The 15,611-nt window shown below is 62.0% G+C and carries 15 protein-coding genes and 1 riboswitch; of the genes, 13 read left to right on the forward strand and 2 right to left on the reverse strand.

Going from position 1 to position 15,611, the window contains the following annotated elements:
- The first annotated feature begins 44 nt into the window (after positions 1 to 44).
- The 4 genes from B0G82_RS06995 (at position 45) to metF (ending at position 3,863) form a co-directional block, all read left to right on the forward strand.
- The gene (locus tag B0G82_RS06995; RefSeq protein WP_121307036.1) at positions 45 to 818 is read left to right on the forward strand and encodes a glycosyltransferase family A protein; all 774 of its coding nucleotides are present in this window, start codon (positions 45 to 47) and stop codon (positions 816 to 818) included.
- Positions 819 to 947: 129 nt separating this feature from the next.
- Positions 948 to 1,084, forward strand: a riboswitch (S-adenosyl-L-homocysteine riboswitch).
- Positions 1,085 to 1,116: 32 nt separating this feature from the next.
- Entirely contained in the window at positions 1,117 to 2,538 is a 1,422-nt protein-coding gene (gene ahcY, locus B0G82_RS07000; protein WP_106284834.1) for an adenosylhomocysteinase, read from the forward strand.
- Between the two features lie 129 nt (positions 2,539 to 2,667).
- A complete protein-coding gene (locus B0G82_RS07005) occupies positions 2,668 to 3,021 on the forward strand; it encodes a phage holin family protein (protein ID WP_106284835.1) in 354 nt (117 codons plus the stop codon).
- 11 nt (positions 3,022 to 3,032) lie between these two features.
- On the forward strand, positions 3,033 to 3,863 hold the full coding sequence (gene metF / locus B0G82_RS07010; protein ID WP_121307037.1) for a methylenetetrahydrofolate reductase [NAD(P)H]: 831 nt from the start codon (positions 3,033 to 3,035) through the stop codon (positions 3,861 to 3,863).
- Here metF and B0G82_RS39365 read toward each other — a convergent pair.
- A complete protein-coding gene (locus B0G82_RS39365; protein ID WP_147439461.1) occupies positions 3,860 to 4,126 on the reverse strand; it encodes a hypothetical protein in 267 nt (88 codons plus the stop codon). The genes metF and B0G82_RS39365 overlap by 4 nt on opposite strands.
- A gap of 35 nt (positions 4,127 to 4,161) precedes the next feature.
- Here B0G82_RS39365 and B0G82_RS07020 point away from each other — a divergent pair, with 35 nt between their 5' ends.
- The 9 genes from B0G82_RS07020 (at position 4,162) to B0G82_RS07060 (ending at position 13,701) form a co-directional block, all read left to right on the forward strand.
- On the forward strand, positions 4,162 to 5,805 hold the full coding sequence (locus B0G82_RS07020) for an ABC transporter substrate-binding protein (protein WP_116143748.1): 1,644 nt from the start codon (positions 4,162 to 4,164) through the stop codon (positions 5,803 to 5,805).
- A gap of 240 nt (positions 5,806 to 6,045) precedes the next feature.
- Complete coding sequence (locus tag B0G82_RS07025; RefSeq protein WP_121307039.1) at positions 6,046 to 7,674, forward strand: ABC transporter substrate-binding protein; 1,629 nt, start codon at positions 6,046 to 6,048, stop codon at positions 7,672 to 7,674.
- Positions 7,675 to 7,812: 138 nt separating this feature from the next.
- A complete protein-coding gene (locus tag B0G82_RS07030; RefSeq protein WP_121307040.1) occupies positions 7,813 to 8,823 on the forward strand; it encodes an ABC transporter permease subunit in 1,011 nt (336 codons plus the stop codon).
- Between the two features lie 6 nt (positions 8,824 to 8,829).
- Complete coding sequence (locus B0G82_RS07035; protein ID WP_121307041.1) at positions 8,830 to 9,747, forward strand: ABC transporter permease subunit; 918 nt, start codon at positions 8,830 to 8,832, stop codon at positions 9,745 to 9,747.
- Positions 9,748 to 10,752, forward strand: a complete 1,005-nt coding sequence (locus B0G82_RS07040; RefSeq protein WP_116143752.1) for an ABC transporter ATP-binding protein — start codon at positions 9,748 to 9,750, stop codon at positions 10,750 to 10,752. It abuts the gene before it with no gap.
- Positions 10,749 to 11,768: a peptide ABC transporter ATP-binding protein gene (locus B0G82_RS07045; RefSeq protein ID WP_012434666.1), complete on the forward strand. Its 1,020-nt coding sequence runs from the start codon at positions 10,749 to 10,751 to the stop codon at positions 11,766 to 11,768. The genes B0G82_RS07040 and B0G82_RS07045 overlap by 4 nt, the downstream gene beginning before the upstream one ends.
- Complete coding sequence (locus B0G82_RS07050; protein WP_121307042.1) at positions 11,761 to 12,924, forward strand: TraB/GumN family protein; 1,164 nt, start codon at positions 11,761 to 11,763, stop codon at positions 12,922 to 12,924. Before B0G82_RS07045 ends, B0G82_RS07050 begins: the two co-directional genes overlap by 8 nt.
- A 172-nt stretch (positions 12,925 to 13,096) precedes the next feature.
- Positions 13,097 to 13,429: a BrnT family toxin gene (locus B0G82_RS07055; protein ID WP_241974508.1), complete on the forward strand. Its 333-nt coding sequence runs from the start codon at positions 13,097 to 13,099 to the stop codon at positions 13,427 to 13,429.
- Between the two features lie 14 nt (positions 13,430 to 13,443).
- Entirely contained in the window at positions 13,444 to 13,701 is a 258-nt protein-coding gene (locus B0G82_RS07060; protein ID WP_106284858.1) for a BrnA antitoxin family protein, read from the forward strand.
- 70 nt (positions 13,702 to 13,771) lie between these two features.
- Here the strand turns inward: B0G82_RS07060 and B0G82_RS07065 are convergent, their stop codons facing one another.
- The gene (locus tag B0G82_RS07065) at positions 13,772 to 15,577 is read right to left on the reverse strand and encodes a tetratricopeptide repeat protein (RefSeq protein WP_121307043.1); all 1,806 of its coding nucleotides are present in this window, start codon (positions 15,575 to 15,577) and stop codon (positions 13,772 to 13,774) included.
- Positions 15,578 to 15,611: the final 34 nt, after the last annotated feature.

Here is a 15,611-nt window from a genome sequence, read left to right on the forward strand (position 1 = left end):
CAATGGATTTTCAACCGCCGACCCGCCCATCACCCCGGTTCATCATGACGCCTATTTCGATCATCATTCCCTGCTATAACGGCGCGGCGACGCTGGCGCGTGCTCTGCGAAGTTGCCAGACCCAGCCTGAGACCACGCAGATTATCGTGGTAGATGACGGCTCGGCCGACGCCTCCACGGACATCGTGGCGCAATGCGGCCGCGTCGACGCGCGCGTGGGGCTGTTGCCGATGCCGTACAACGGCGGGCCGGCCCGAGCGCGCAACTGGGGCGCGATGCACGCGTCGCACGACCTGATTGCGTTCCTCGATGCCGACGACGAATACCTGCCCGGCGCCCTCGCCGCGGCGAGCGCATTCCTCGCGGAAAATCCCACGCAAGTGTCCGTGCGGCTTGACGTCGAGTACGCGGATTTTCCGCGCGACCTCACGGCTCACCCTGACTTCGCCGCGCATGCCGCGACGCTTAGCAATACGGTGCCGAGTGGCCTGTTTATTCGCCGGGCGGCTTATCTCGCCCTCGGCGGCTTTCCAATGGACGATGCGTTTCGCCGGATCGGCGGCGAAGACGGCGCGTTTTCGTGGGCGTTGCGCGATATATTCGGCAACCCACGGTTGAGCGACGCGAAGCGCGTGCGCATGCATTACCACGCGGGCATTCACGCCGAGCGTTACTTTCGCGTCGCGCTCGGATTGCAGATTCCGGATCCCGCCGATGTCGCCGAAGCGTTCCGCGTTTCCAGGCAGTTTCTCGAGACCGCGCGCGCCGGCATCGCGCAATTGCGCACGGCGAACGTGACGACCGGGGCCGCCGCCTGACAGGCCGCGCGACGTCTGCGAGGCGTCCATAAGGGCGCTCGCGCACACGCTCGAAGCGCGAGAAACCCGCATCGCCTGAAAACCGGATCCACGCCCCGAAGCCATCTCGTTTTGCTACAATCGCCGTTCGTCTTCGAGGAGCGTTGCGACGGGTACCGCGAATCAGCCTATTCGCCGGCCGCCCGCCAGGCTCGGAGACTTCAATCGGAGGGCTCGGATGCGCATTGCGCTTTCCTGGCCACCGCATCGAACCGCGCTCACGTCAAATTTCTAGTCACAACTTAGAAAGGAGGGCGTGATGAACGCCGCAGTTATCGATTCCAAAAATTCCCAGGACTTCGTTGTTGCCGACATGTCGCTTGCCGACTGGGGCCGCAAGGAACTCAACATTGCCGAGACAGAAATGCCCGGCCTCGTGCAAACGCGCGAAGAGTACAAGGCGCAGCAGCCGCTGAAGGGCGCGCGCATTGCGGGTTCGCTGCACATGACGATCCAGACCGGCGTGCTGATCGAGACGCTGACGGCGCTCGGCGCCGACGTGCGCTGGGCCTCGTGCAACATCTTCTCGACGCAGGATCACGCTGCCGCGGCAATCGCCAAGGCCGGCACGCCGGTGTTCGCATTCAAGGGCGAATCGCTCGACGAGTACTGGGAATTCTCGCACCGCATTTTCGAATGGCCGAACGGCGAATTCGCCAACATGATCCTCGACGACGGCGGCGACGCCACGTTGCTGCTGATCCTGGGCTCGAAAGCAGAAAAAGACCGCTCAGTGATCTCGAAACCGACGAACGAAGAAGAAGTCGCGCTGTACAAATCGATCGCTTCGCACCTCGACGCTGACCCGACGTGGTACTCCACGCGCCTCGCGCACATCCAGGGCGTGACGGAAGAGACCACGACCGGCGTGCACCGTCTGTATCAGATGGAAAAAGAAGGCCGTCTGCCGTTCCCGGCGATCAACGTCAACGACTCGGTCACCAAGTCGAAGTTCGACAATTTGTATGGCTGCCGTGAGTCGCTGGTCGACGGCATCAAGCGCGCGACCGATGTGATGATCGCGGGCAAGATCGCCGTGGTGGCCGGTTACGGCGACGTGGGCAAGGGCTGCGCGCAATCGCTGCGCGGTCTGGGCGCGACCGTGTGGGTCACCGAAATCGATCCGATTTGCGCGCTGCAAGCGGCAATGGAAGGCTACCGCGTCGTGACGATGGAATACGCGGCGGACAAGGCCGACATCTTCGTGACGGCAACCGGCAACTACCACGTGATCGGCCACGACCATATGAAGGCGATGCGTCACAATGCGATCGTCTGCAACATCGGTCACTTCGATTCGGAAATCGACGTGGCGTCGACCCGTCAGTACGAGTGGGACAACATCAAGCCGCAAGTCGACCACATCATTTTCCCGGACGGCAAGCGCGTGATCCTGCTGGCTGAAGGCCGCCTCGTGAACCTGGGTTGTGCGACGGGCCACCCGTCGTTCGTGATGTCGAACTCGTTCACGAACCAGACGCTTGCGCAGATCGAACTGTTCACGCAAGGCAAGAAGTACGAGAACAAGGTGTACGTGTTGCCGAAGCATCTGGACGAGAAGGTCGCACGCCTGCATCTGGCGCGCATCGGCGCGAACCTGACCGTGCTGTCGGACGATCAGGCCGGCTACATCGGCGTCGACAAGAACGGTCCGTTCAAGCCGAACCACTACCGCTATTAAGCGCGTCGCGGCGGTTTGACCGCATGACAGCTTGACGACAGGGCGGCGCATGATGCGCCGCTTTGTCCGCCATGCCTGCCGCTTTGCGCGCTTTTTTCGTTATCGGACATCCTGCCAAAGGAGCTCTACATGACCTTGCTGCTGACCTGGCTGATCAACGCGCTTGCGCTCCTGATCATCACCTACCTCGTTCCGTCGATTCATATCCGCAGTTTCGGCACCGCATTGATCGTCGCGGTGGTGCTCGGGTTGATCAACACGATCCTGCGGCCGGTTCTGATCCTGCTGACGCTGCCCGTCACGATTCTCACGCTCGGACTCTTCATTCTGGTGGTCAATGCGCTGTGCTTCTGGTTGTGCGCGTCGCTGCTGAAGGGCTTCGAAGTGTCGGGTTTCTGGTCGGCGTTCATCGGCTCGATTCTGTACAGCATCGTTTCCTGGCTGCTGTCCGCGCTTATTTTCGGCAACCGCAGTCTCGGTTGACCCACTGAATCATGAACCCGATCGAACTATCATTCGAATTCTTCCCGCCGAAAACGCAGGAAGGCGTCGACAAGCTGCGCGCCACGCGCGCCCAGCTCGCCACGCTCAAGCCCAAGTTCGTGTCCGTCACGTTCGGCGCCGGCGGCTCGACGCAACAGGGCACGCTCGATACTGTCGTCGAAATGGCGAAGGAAGGGCTCGAAGCGGCACCGCACGTGTCGTGCATCGGCTCGTCGAAAGAGAGCCTGCGTGCCATTCTCAACGAATACCGCGCGCATGGCATCCGCCATATCGTCGCGCTGCGCGGCGATCTGCCGTCCGGCATGGGCGAAGTCGGCGAGTTGCGCTATGCGTCGGAACTGGTGAGCTTTATCCGCGCCGAGTTTGGCGACTGGTTCTGGATCGAGGTGGCCGGCTATCCGGAATACCATCCGCAGTCGCGCTCGCCGCGTCACGATCTGGACAACTTCGCCCGCAAGGTGAAGGCCGGCGCCAATTCGGCTATCACGCAGTACTTCTTCAACGCGGACGCGTACTTCCGTTTCGTCGACGACGCAAGGAAGCTCGGCGTGGATGTGCCGATCGTGCCGGGCATCATGCCGATCACGAACTTCTCCCAACTGATGCGTTTTTCGGAGATGTGCGGCGCTGAAGTGCCGCGCTGGATCGCGCGACGGCTGGAAAGTTTCGGCGACGATCGCGAGTCGATTCGCGCGTTTGGGCTGGACGTGGTGACGGACCTGTGTCGGCGTCTGATCGACGCCAAAGTGCCCGGCCTGCACTTCTACACGCTGAACGGTGCGGCGGCGACTAAAGCGATCTGCGAACGGCTGGCCGTTTAAGCTCGCATCACGTCGTGGAGACGAAACCGCGCGGCGCGTTTGGCCGCGCGGTTTTTTTTCGCGCGACGAATGGCGCGGCGGCGGGCGGCGCGAGCCTCATAGGGGTGCCGGCCGAGCGCTACGCGAACGAAGCCGAAACCGGAGATTCCGTGCTTGCACGACCGCAGCGGCGGCTGCTGCGCCGCAATAAACACGCCCGCGCGAATGAAACTTGCGGCGCGTAAGCCCTCATTGAACCCGATTTTTGTGCTGTCTATGATCAAAGCGCAGCTGACGTGGCTGCTGTGCGGAGAACGTGATGACGGTACCCAAGTTGCTGTTTGCAGTTCGCCAAACCTGCCTTCCAGTGCTGAGCGCCTGTGCGGTTCTGAGCGCCGCGCTGCTGCCCGCCGTCGCCGACGCGGCCAAGCTGCCCGACAAGACTCTCGTGTTCTGCTCCGAGGGCAGTCCGGCGGGCTTCGACAGTGCGCAATACACCACCAGCGTCGAGTTCAGCGCGGCGTCGTACACGGTCTACAACCGGCTGATCGAGTTCGCGCACGGCAGCACGGATATCGAACCGGGCCTCGCCGAAAAATGGGATGTATCGCCTGACGGGCTCACCTATACGTTTCATTTGCGCCACGGCGTGAAGTTCCAGACCACGGCGTTCTTCAAGCCGACGCGCGAATTCAACGCCGACGACGTCGTCTTCACCTATCAGCGCATGCTCGATCCCGAGCAGCCGTTCCGCAAGGCGTACTCGGTGCCGTTCCCGTATTTCACCGATCTCGGCCTCGCCAAGAACATCGCGAAGGTCGAAGCGGTCGATCCTTACACCGTGAAATTCACGCTGAAAGAAGTCGATGCGCCGTTTTTACAGCAGATCGCCATGCCGTTCGCATCGATTATCTCGGCTGAGTACGGCGATCAGTTATTGAAAGCGGGTAAGGCGTCGGATATCAACCAATATCCGGTCGGCACGGGTCCATTTATTTTCCGAAGCTATACGAAAGACGACACGATTCGCTTCGACGGTAATCCGGATTACTGGAAGCCGGGCGTCGTCAAAGTCGGCAAACTGATATTTGCGATTACCGTCGATCCGGCCGTGCGTCTGCAGAAACTGAAGCGCGGCGAATGCCAGGTCATGTCGTATCCGCGTCCCGCCGATATTCCGCAAGCCAAAGCCGACGCGTCGCTCGTGGTCCCCAATCAGGTCGGTTTCAATCTCGGCTTTATTGCCTACAACACTACCAAGAAGCCGCTCGACAACGTGCTGGTGCGCCGCGCGCTCGATATGTCGATCAATAAGAAAGCGATTATCGAGTCGGTGTATCAGGGTGCCGGACAGGCGGCGACCAACCCCATGCCACCGACCCAGTGGGGCTATGACAAGAATCTGAAGGATGCACCATACGACACGGAAAAAGCCAAGGCACTCTTGAAACAGGCGGGTTATCCGGACGGCTTCGATTTGACGCTTTGGGCTATGCCGGTTCAAAGGCCTTATAACCCGAACGCGCGCCTGATGGCGGAAATGCTGCAATCCGATTGGGCGAAGATCGGCGTCAAGGTGAAGATCACCACTTACGAGTGGGGTGAATATATTCGCCGCGGCCATGCCGGCGAGCATGAAGCCATGCTGATCGGCTGGACTGGCGATTACGGCGATCCGGATAACTGGCTCGGCGTGCTGCTCGGGTGCGACGCGGTGAACGGCAGTAACTTTTCCAAATGGTGCTACAAACCGTATGACGATCTGATCAAAAAGGGGCGCGGCACGACGGATCTGGCGGAGCGCACCAAGGACTACACGCAAGCTCAGGAAATTTTCAAGGATCAAGTTCCGTTCACGCCGATCGCTCACTCGACGGTCTATCAGCCGATCAGCAAAGACGTCACCGGCTTCAAGATCGACCCGTTCGGCCCGACGCAATTCATGAACGTAGGTCTGAAATAAGGACGGCGGGCCGTTTTTTGCTGAGACGCCCCTCTAGAGCCGTATACCCGGCCAGCGCCGGCGTGCGGCTGCCGCTTATGCCCGAATGGTTTCCAATTGTCCGTGCTGCGTGGGATCGGAGTAACCGCTAAAGCGGTAACTCCGATCGACGGAGGGAATTTCCTCCGCTTGGTGCTGTGAGCCAAGCTCAAGTAATATCGCGCTACGCCGGCGGGAGCCGGCCACGAACCTGGAGGAAACATGAAGCAAAACAATCTGTTGCGCGCCGCGCGTGTTACGACGCTCGTCGCAGCTGCAGCGGCATCGATGGTGGGCGCAAGTGTCGCGCGCGCCGAGATCCCGAACAAAACCCTGGTCTACTGCTCAGAAGGCAGCCCCGCGGGTTTCGATCCTGCCCAATACACCACGGGCACCGATTTCACGGCAAACACGTTCACCGTCTACAACCGTCTCGTCGAATTCGAACGCGGCGGCACCAAGGTCGAACCGGGCCTCGCCGAAAAGTGGGATGTCTCCGCGGACGGCAAGACGTATACGTTCCATCTGCGTCATGGCGTGAAGTTCCAGACCACGTCGTTCTTCAAGCCGACGCGCGAATTCAATGCGGACGACGTCGTGTTCACGTTCCAGCGCATGCTGGACCCGAACTCGGCCTTTCATAAGGCTTACCCGGTCCAGTTCCCGTACTTCACGGACATGGGCCTCGACAAGCTGATCACCAGCGTCGAAAAGGTCGATCCGTACACGGTCAAGTTCACGCTGAAGGAAGTCAACGCGCCGTTCATCCAGAATCTGGCAATGGAGTACGCGTCGATCCTGTCGGGTGAATACGGCGACCAGTTGATGAAAGCCGGCAAGGCCGCCGACATCAACCAGTTCCCGGTCGGCACGGGCCCGTTCATTTTCAAGAGCTACACGAAAGACGCGACGATCCGCTTCGACGGCAATCCGGATTACTGGAAGCCGAACACGGTGAAGATCTCGAAGCTGATCTTCTCGATCACGCCGGACGCCGGCGTGCGCGTGCAGAAGATCAAGCGCGACGAATGCCAGGTGATGAGCTATCCCCGTCCGGCCGACATTGCGCCGCTGAAGGCTGAAGCGAACATCGCGATGCCGTCGCAACCGGGCTTCAACCTCGGCTACCTCGCGTACAACGTGACGCACAAGCCGGTCGACAAGGTCGAAGTGCGTCAGGCGCTCGACATGGCGATCAACAAGAAGGCGATCATCGACTCGGTGTACCAGGGCGCAGGCCAGGCCGCCACGAATCCGATGCCGCCGACCCAATGGTCGTACGACAAGAACCTGAAGAGCGCGTCCTACGACACGGACAAAGCTAAGGCCCTGTTGGCCAAGGCCGGCTATCCGAACGGCTTCGACATCACGCTGTGGGCGATGCCGGTGCAACGCGCCTACAACCCGAACGCCCGCCTGATGGCGGAAATGATCCAGGCCGACTGGGCCAAGATCGGCGTGAAGGCGAAGATCGTCACCTATGAGTGGGGCGAGTACATCAAGCGCGCTCACGCAGGTGAGGACGACACGATGCTGATCGGCTGGACCGGCGACAACGGCGATCCGGACAACTGGCTCGGCACGCTGCTCGGCTGTGAAGCAGTGAACGGCAACAACTTCTCGAAGTGGTGCTACAAGCCGTTCGACGACCTGATCCAGAAGGGTCGCGTCACGTCCGATCAAGGCGCGCGCACGACGGCTTACATGCAGGCTCAGCAGATCTTCGCGCAGCAACTGCCGTTCTCGCCGATCGCTCACTCCACGGTGTACCAGCCTGTTAGCAAGAAGGTCGTGGATATGCGTATCGAACCGCTCGGCTATGCGCGTTTCGACGGCGTCAGCATCAAGTAATTCGTCGAGCTAGTCGTAAAATTTGCGCAGTACGCTTTTCGCACGGTTAGAAAACTGGTCGAAATGGTCCGGCGACCGGGGTCACGAGCCCTCGTCGCCGGTTGCGTTTTTTCTTCACCAAGACCATAGGGACGAACCATGTTCCGCTTTGTTTTGCGCCGCATCGGCATGGTGATTCCGACTTTCATCGGCATCACGATCCTCGCGTTCGCGCTGATTCACCTGATACCGGGCGACCCCATCGAAGTGATGATGGGCGAGCGCGGCGTCGATCCCGCCATGCACGCCGCGGCGATGCACCGCCTCGGGCTCGACGAATCCCTGCCGATGCAGTACGTCCACTACATTGGGCGCGCGCTGCACGGCGACCTCGGCACCTCGATCATCACCAACACCAGCGTGACGGGCGAATTCCTCGCACGCTTTCCCGCTACCGTCGAACTGTCGATCTGCGCGATGCTGTTCGCGCTGATCGTCGGCTTGCCGGCGGGCGTGTTCGCGGCCTTGCGGCGCGGCACGGTGGTCGATCACGGCGTGATGGGCACGGCGCTGACCGGCTACTCGATGCCGATCTTCTGGTGGGGCTTGATCCTCATCATGGTGTTCTCCGTGAAGCTCGGCTGGACGCCGGTGTCCGGCCGCATCGCGGTCGAATACGACATTCCGCACGTGACCGGCTTCATGCTGATCGACGCGATGATGTCCACCGACGAAGGCGCGTTCAAATCCGCGCTCAGCCATCTGATCCTGCCGGCCATCGTGCTCGGCACGATTCCGCTGGCGGTCGTCGCGCGCATGACGCGTTCGTCGATGCTCGAAGTGCTGCGCGAGGACTACATCCGCACCGCGCGCGCGAAGGGCTTGTCGCCGGGACGCGTGATCGTCGTGCATGCGTTGCGCAATGCGCTGATTCCGGTGGTGACGGTGATCGGCTTGCAGGTCGGCACGCTGCTCGCGGGCGCGGTGCTGACCGAGACGCTGTTTTCATGGCCGGGTATCGGCAAGTGGCTGATCGACGCGATCGGCCGGCGCGACTATCCGGTGGTGCAGGGCGGTATCCTGATGATCGCCACGCTGGTGATCGTCGTGAACCTCGTCGTCGATTTGTTGTACGGCGTGCTGAATCCGCGCATCCGCCATACGAGGTAAACCGAAATGGCAGACATTCAAAATACAGTCCCCCAGTCGGTCACGCCGCCCAGTGGCCGCGCTATCGCCGCCCGTGAATTCTGGGCGAATTTCTCACGTAACCGCGGCGCTGTCAGCGCCGGCGTCATCGTGCTCGTGCTGATCATCATCGCGATCTTCGCGCCGTTGATCGCACCGCACAGTCCGATCGAGCAATACCGCGACTTCGTGAAAATTCCGCCCGCCTGGCTCGAGGGCGGCAACTGGAAGTTCATTCTCGGCACCGACGAAGCGGGCCGCGACATCCTCTCGCGTCTGATGTACGGCGCGCGGCTGTCGTTCTGGATCGGCTTCGTCTCAGTGGTGCTTGCGCTGATTCCGGGCGTCGTGCTCGGTCTGATCGCGGCATTCTTCGAGAAGTGGGCCGACACGCCGATCATGCGCATCATGGACGTGCTGCTCGCGCTGCCGTCGCTGCTGCTCGCGGTAGCGGTGGTGGCGATCATCGGTCCGGGTCTCGTCAACACGATGCTTGCGATCGCGATCGTCGCCTTGCCGGGCTATGTGCGTTTGACGCGCGCGTCGGCGCAGGGCGAGTTGCAGAAAGAGTACGTGACGGCTTCGCGCGTGGCGGGCGCCGGCACTTTGCGTTTGATGTTCTCGCAAGTGCTGCCGAACTGCACCGCGCCGCTGATCGTGCAGGCTACGTTAGGCTTTTCGTCGGCGATTCTCGATGCCGCGGCGCTCGGTTTTCTCGGCCTTGGTGTGCAACCGCCGTCGGCGGAGTGGGGCGCGATGCTGGCCTCGGCGCGCGATTACATCGACAGCGCCTGGTGGATCGTCACCATGCCGGGTCTGTCCATCCTGATCTCGGTGCTCGCGATCAATCTGCTCGGCGACGGGCTGCGCGACGCACTTGATCCCAAACTGAAAAGGATGGCCTAAATGTCTAGCTTATTGACCATCCGCAATCTGGCGGTGAATTTCAACGGCCTGCCAGCTGTCGACCGGATCAACCTCGATGTCGCGCCGGGCGAAGTGGTCGGCGTGGTCGGCGAATCGGGTTCGGGCAAGAGCGTGACGATGATGGCGCTGATGGGCCTGATCGACGCGCCGGGCAAAGTCACCGCCGACGAAATCACCTTCAACGGCAAAAACCTGCTGAAGGCATCGGCGAAGGAACGCCGCAAGATCATCGGCAAAGACATCGCGATGGTGTTCCAGGACGCGCTCACCAGTCTGAATCCGAGCTATACCGTCGGGTATCAGATCAAGGAAGTGCTGAAGCTGCACGAAGGCTTGCGCGGCAGCGCCCTGGACAAACGCGCTCTGGAACTGCTGGATCAGGTGGGCATTCCCGACCCGAAAGGACGTATCGGCTCGTTTCCGCATCAGATGTCGGGCGGCATGAACCAGCGCGTGATGATCGCCATGGCGATTGCCTGCAACCCGAAACTGCTGATCGCCGACGAACCGACCACCGCGCTCGACGTGACGATCCAGGCGCAGATCATGGAGTTGCTGATCAAGCTGCAGAAAGAACGCGGCATGGCTCTCGTGCTGATCTCGCACGATCTCGCGGTGGTGTCCGAAGTCGCGCAACGCGTCGCGGTCATGTACGCTGGCGAAGTGATCGAAACGAACAAAGTGCCGGACATCTTCGCCGCGCCGCATCATCCTTACACGGAAGCGTTGCTGGCGGCGATCCCCGAGCACAATGTCGGCGCCGTGCGGCTCGCCGCGTTGCCGGGCATGGTGCCGGGCCGCGACGACCGTCCCAAAGGCTGTCTGTTCGCGCCGCGCTGCAAGTATGTCGTCGACGACTGCCTGAAAGCGCGGCCCGCGCTTGCGCCGATGCAAGGTCACGCTGAAGTGGCGCGCGTGCGCTGCATCAAACCTTTGAACCTGAGCGGCGACGCCAACGTTCACACCCATGGAGGCGCACGATGAACGCAGTACTCGAAACGCGGCGCCAGTCCGACCATGCGGGCGACCACGTGCTGGTCGCGGAGCAACTGGCGCGCTACTACACGGTCAAGCGCGGCATGTTCGCGTCGGGCACGGTGAAGGCGCTCAACGGCGTCTCGTTCGCGCTCGAACGCGGCAAGACTTTGGCGGTGGTCGGCGAATCCGGCTGCGGCAAATCGACGCTCGCGCGTCAATTGACCATGATCGAAGCGCCCTCCGCGGGCCGTCTGCTGATCGACGGTGAAGACGTGGCCGGCGCCGATCACGCGAAGATCGCGGCGCTGCGCCGGCGCGTGCAGATGGTGTTCCAGAACCCGTTTGCCTCGCTCAATCCGCGCAAGACCGTCGAGCAGACGCTCGGCGAACCGCTCGCAATCAACACGCAACTGAGCGCGACCGAGCGCGCCGAACGGATCGCGCAGATGATGCGCACCGTCGGCCTGCGTCCGGAACATGCGAAGCGCTATCCGCATATGTTCTCCGGCGGTCAGCGGCAACGTGTGGCGATTGCGCGCGCGATGATTCTCGACCCGCAGATCGTGGTCGCCGACGAACCGGTCTCGGCGCTCGACGTGTCGATCCAGGCCCAGATTCTGAATCTGTTCATGGATTTGCAGGAACAGTTCAAGACCAGCTACGTGTTCATCTCGCACAATCTTTCGGTGGTGGAGCATATCGCCGACGATGTGATGGTGATGTACTTCGGCGGCGTGGCGGAACTCGGCGACAAGAAGCGGATCTTCTCGAACCCGCGTCATCCGTACACGCGCGCGCTGATGTCGGCCACGCCCTCGATCTTCGAGGCGGATCGCACGATCAAGATCAAGCTGCAAGGCGAAATGCCGTCGCCGCTGAATCCGCCGTCGGGTTGCACGTTTCATCAGCGCTGCCCGTACGTGATCGACCGCTGCCGCAGCGAAGAACCGAAGCTGCGTGAAGTGGATGGCCGCCAGGTGTCGTGTCACCGCGCCGAGGAGGTGGGGGACGTGGATGCCTGATGGGTTGGCGGCGCGTCGTCTTGCGCGCCGCTTGCGTGACGGCGGCTTGAACGCCGCTTCAACGCGGCGCTGGAGGGCGCGTGCACTGGCGGGTGCCGCGCTCTTTGTCGTTTGTTCTGTATTTCATCTGGGCATGGACTCGTTCGGCGTCGCGCATGCCGCCGGCGCGGCTGCCAATGCGCCCGCGCAGGCCGGGCGCCCGGCGCTGCCGGTGCCTAACATGCCGGCTCCGCCGCGCGCCCGCGTGCCGGGCTCCAATCCGCCGCCCGCTTCGCCGCCTGCCTTGCCAGGCACCACCGCGAGCGGCCCGGTGCGGGCGCAACCGGCGCGCATGCCGTTCTATGCCGCGACACGCGGCACGACCACCATTTACGTGCTGGGCACACTGCATGTCGGCGATCCCGCCGACTACCCTGCCGATCAGCCTTTCCGTGCCCCGATCCTCGGCGCGCTAGCCGCCTCGCCGACGCTGGCGCTCGAACTCTCACCCGACGAACTGCTGGTTTCGCAAGACGACGTCTCTAAGTACGGCGTCTGCAAACGCGACTGTCTGCCGGGACTGCTGCCTGATCCTTTGTGGCGCAAGCTCGCCCTCCGGCTGCACGGCAACCCGGCGGCACTCGACGCCATCAAGAAGATGCGGCCGTGGCTCGCTTCGTTGCTGGTCGAAACCTACGATTCGTTGAGTGCCGGCCTACAGACCGAGTACGGGTCGGAAGCGCAACTGCAGAACGTGTATCTGCGCACGCGCGGCAAGATTGTCGGTCTGGAGACTTTATCGCAGCAGATGCGCGCGTTCACAGGGCTGACGCTCGCGCAGCAGCGCGAGATGCTGGCGCAGGATCTGGTGCAGACGCCGGCAGAAAATGTCGCGGACGTGCGGACCTTGCATCGTCTCTGGCGTGTCGGCGATGCGGATGCGATCGCCGCCTGGCAGGCCGCGAAATCCGAAAAGCTGGCCCGCGACAAACGCATTTCCGATTCGATCGACAACAAGATCGTCTATGACCGCAACCGCCGCTTCGTCTCGAAGATGCTGTTGATCGCCGCCCCGAACAAGCCGGTATTCGTGGCGATCGGCGCGTTGCATCTTGGCGGCCGCAAGGGCGTTCTGCAGCTTTTGCGGCAGCACGGATTCGTGGTCGAGGCGGGGTGAGGTTCATCGGAACCGAGCACGAAATGCACGTAACGACTCAAACGTCCTAAACCGGATCGGCCGTTCGGCCATCATAGGAACCGGTCTTCGAAGCACCCAGTCCGACGTACACGTATGCCGCAAAATGCTCGCGGCACACGCAGCCATAGCGGCCCTTTGCATGCTATGATGTATGTACAAACGTCAATACAGGTGGCGCGTGCTGTTTGAATGGGACGAAATCAAAAATCAGATCAACATTCGCAAACACGGTATCGATTTTCAGGATGCTATCGACGTGTTCAATCACCCGTTACTCACGGCGTTGGACCAGCGGGAAGACTACGGCGAAGACCGCTGGTTCGCGATGGGCTGGATCGCAAACATTGTGGGCGTTGTGGTGTATGTCGAACGGGTTGAGGACGTGAGATCCGGATCATTTCGGCACGCAAGGCCTCGCGGCATGAGGTCAAGCACTACAAGCAGCGTGTCTGGCATTGACGGGCACTGTGGCAGTCAAGCATGAGCAGAGGTGAAATGATGGTTAAGGCATCGGGAACAGACTGGAAGCGACTCGCCAAAACAGGCGACGCGCAAATCGATACGAGCGACGTGCCCGAACTCGGCGACGATTTTTTTCAACGCGCCGAGTTGCACGTTCCGCCCAAGCAGGCCGTGACAATGCGTCTGGATGCGGACGTGCTGAACTGGTTCAAGGAGCAGGGCCAGGGTTATCAGACGCGCATCAACAAACTGTTGCGCGCCTATATGCTGGCGCAGCAGCGGCGGCGTCCGTAGGCCGCACTTCGTTGATGCCCGGCGTCAGAGATGCCGCGCGCAGGCCGCGGGCCTCAGCGCGGCGTGGCCATTAGAAACCGCCGTCGCGCAGTGCGCTGGTCACTTCTTCGACCAGCGGCGCCCAATCCCCCAGCATCGGTTGACGGAACAACCTCATCCCCGGATACCACGGTGAGTCGCTGCGTGCTTCCAGCCAGCGCCAGTCGGAATTGGCGGGCAACATCAACCACACCGGCTTGCCCAACGCTCCCGCCAGATGCGCGACGCCAGTGTCCACGGCGATCACCAGATCGAGGTTCATGATCAAGGCGGCCGTGTCTTCGAAACCGTGCAGATCGGCGGTGAAATCGTGCGCACGGAATGCCGGCGGCGCGTCGGCCAGTTGCCCATGCGCCGGGCCTTTTTGCAGCGCGTACCAGGCAATGTCCTCCAATTCGCTGAGCGCGCTCAGGTCGGCTAGCTGCATCGACCGGTAGCGGTCGTTGCCGAATGTGGGACTGCCGGCCCAGACCAGTCCCACTTTGCGCTTCGACTTGTCGGTCGCGCCGAGCCGTCTGCGCCATGCCTTGATCTTCGCTTTGTCGGCGAACAGGTAAGGCACCTCTGCGGGAATGTCGGCGACATCCATGCCGATACACGACGGCACGCTCATCATGGGTACCCAGAAATCGTATTCATCGTCGGGTTTGCCGCTGAATGCGCGATGCACGCCCGCGATGCGTCGGACCAAAGGCAGTAGCGGCTCGCGCACACACAGGTCGACCGTCGCACCGCGCTGGGCCAGCACGCTCGCAAAGCGCAGGAACTGGAAGTGGTCGCCGAAACCCTGCTCGCCGACCAGCAGCAGACGACGCCCCTCGAGCGGCTCGCCACGCCATTCAGCGACGCCCGGCACCGCGATCGCGTCATAGTCGCTCTTGCGCCAGCGCAGCGCGAATTCAGCCCAGCCTTGTCGATAGTCGCCGCGCTTGAGCAATAGCCACGCGAGATTCTGATGCGCGTCCGCGTAGTCCGGGTCGAGTGCGAGCGCCCGGCGATAGAAGCCTTCCTCTTCGTCCAGCCGGCCTTGCGCACCGAGCGATCCACCCAGACAGACGAGGTGAGTCGGAATCGGTTTGAGTGCGACCGCGCGCCGGTAATGCGCTTCAGCACCCGCGTAGTCGCCGAGCTTACCGATCAGGCTGCCCAGATTAATGTGCGCCTCCACGTAATTCGCGCGCAGCGAGAGGGCTCGCTCGAAGCTGGCGATTGCCGCGCCGTGATCGCCTCGCGCTTTGTGCGCATTGCCCACGTTGAAGTGCGCTTCCGCCGACGTCGGGTCGAGCGACAAGACCTCGTGATAGCACACCAGGGCTTCGTCGAAACGCGCGAGCTTGCTGAGCGCCGTGCCGAGGTTCAGACGCGCGTCGAGCAGCGTGGGATTCGAGGCCAGCGCCAACCGGTACTGTTCGATCGCTTCATTGAAGTCACCTTGTGCTTGCAGTGCGACGCCGAGGTTGTTGCGCGCATCGGCGAAATCCGGCTGGATTTGCAGCGCCTGGTCGTAGCAGATCATTGCTTCGTCGAGATGATCGAGTGCGGCGGCCACGAGTCCCCGGTTGCTCCAGCAGGCGGCGTCGTGACGGTCGAGTTTGAGCGCGCGACTCATCAAGCTGGCAGCAGTGTCATGATCGCCGCGCTGGAATTGCAGCACGCCGAAGTAGTGCAGCGCGCCCGTATGGCCGGGATCGAGCGTGAGGGCTTCGCGATAGAGGGATTCGGCGGCGTCGAGCCGGCCGGCTTGATGCGCTTCGAGCGCGGCGTCGATCAATGAGGCGAGGTAAGCGGCGCGCGGCGGTTCGGTGCGCGCGCGATCAGGCTGGGATCGATGTTCCATGGAAACCTGCGGGAGAGCGTCGGCGGTGCGCGCT

The sequence above is a fragment of the Paraburkholderia sp. BL17N1 genome, from assembly GCF_003634175.1.
In the GTDB taxonomy this organism is placed as follows: Bacteria; Pseudomonadota; Gammaproteobacteria; order Burkholderiales; family Burkholderiaceae; genus Paraburkholderia.

What these genes read in the sequence shown, in the direction of transcription:
- B0G82_RS06995 (WP_121307036.1), top strand. Translation starts at nt 45, where the DNA reads ATGACGCCTATTTCGATCATCATTCCCTGCTATAACGGCGCGGCGACG.
- ahcY (WP_106284834.1), top strand. Translation starts at nt 1,117, where the DNA reads ATGAACGCCGCAGTTATCGATTCCAAAAATTCCCAGGACTTCGTTGTT.
- B0G82_RS07005 (WP_106284835.1), top strand. Translation starts at nt 2,668, where the DNA reads ATGACCTTGCTGCTGACCTGGCTGATCAACGCGCTTGCGCTCCTGATC.
- metF (WP_121307037.1), top strand. Translation starts at nt 3,033, where the DNA reads ATGAACCCGATCGAACTATCATTCGAATTCTTCCCGCCGAAAACGCAG.
- B0G82_RS07020 (WP_116143748.1), top strand. Translation starts at nt 4,162, where the DNA reads ATGACGGTACCCAAGTTGCTGTTTGCAGTTCGCCAAACCTGCCTTCCA.
- B0G82_RS07025 (WP_121307039.1), top strand. Translation starts at nt 6,046, where the DNA reads ATGAAGCAAAACAATCTGTTGCGCGCCGCGCGTGTTACGACGCTCGTC.
- B0G82_RS07030 (WP_121307040.1), top strand. Translation starts at nt 7,813, where the DNA reads ATGTTCCGCTTTGTTTTGCGCCGCATCGGCATGGTGATTCCGACTTTC.
- B0G82_RS07035 (WP_121307041.1), top strand. Translation starts at nt 8,830, where the DNA reads ATGGCAGACATTCAAAATACAGTCCCCCAGTCGGTCACGCCGCCCAGT.
- B0G82_RS07040 (WP_116143752.1), top strand. Translation starts at nt 9,748, where the DNA reads ATGTCTAGCTTATTGACCATCCGCAATCTGGCGGTGAATTTCAACGGC.
- B0G82_RS07045 (WP_012434666.1), top strand. Translation starts at nt 10,749, where the DNA reads ATGAACGCAGTACTCGAAACGCGGCGCCAGTCCGACCATGCGGGCGAC.
- B0G82_RS07050 (WP_121307042.1), top strand. Translation starts at nt 11,761, where the DNA reads ATGCCTGATGGGTTGGCGGCGCGTCGTCTTGCGCGCCGCTTGCGTGAC.
- B0G82_RS07055 (WP_241974508.1), top strand. Translation starts at nt 13,097, where the DNA reads ATGTACAAACGTCAATACAGGTGGCGCGTGCTGTTTGAATGGGACGAA.
- B0G82_RS07060 (WP_106284858.1), top strand. Translation starts at nt 13,444, where the DNA reads ATGGTTAAGGCATCGGGAACAGACTGGAAGCGACTCGCCAAAACAGGC.
- B0G82_RS07065 (WP_121307043.1), bottom strand. Translation starts at nt 15,577, where the DNA reads ATGGAACATCGATCCCAGCCTGATCGCGCGCGCACCGAACCGCCGCGC.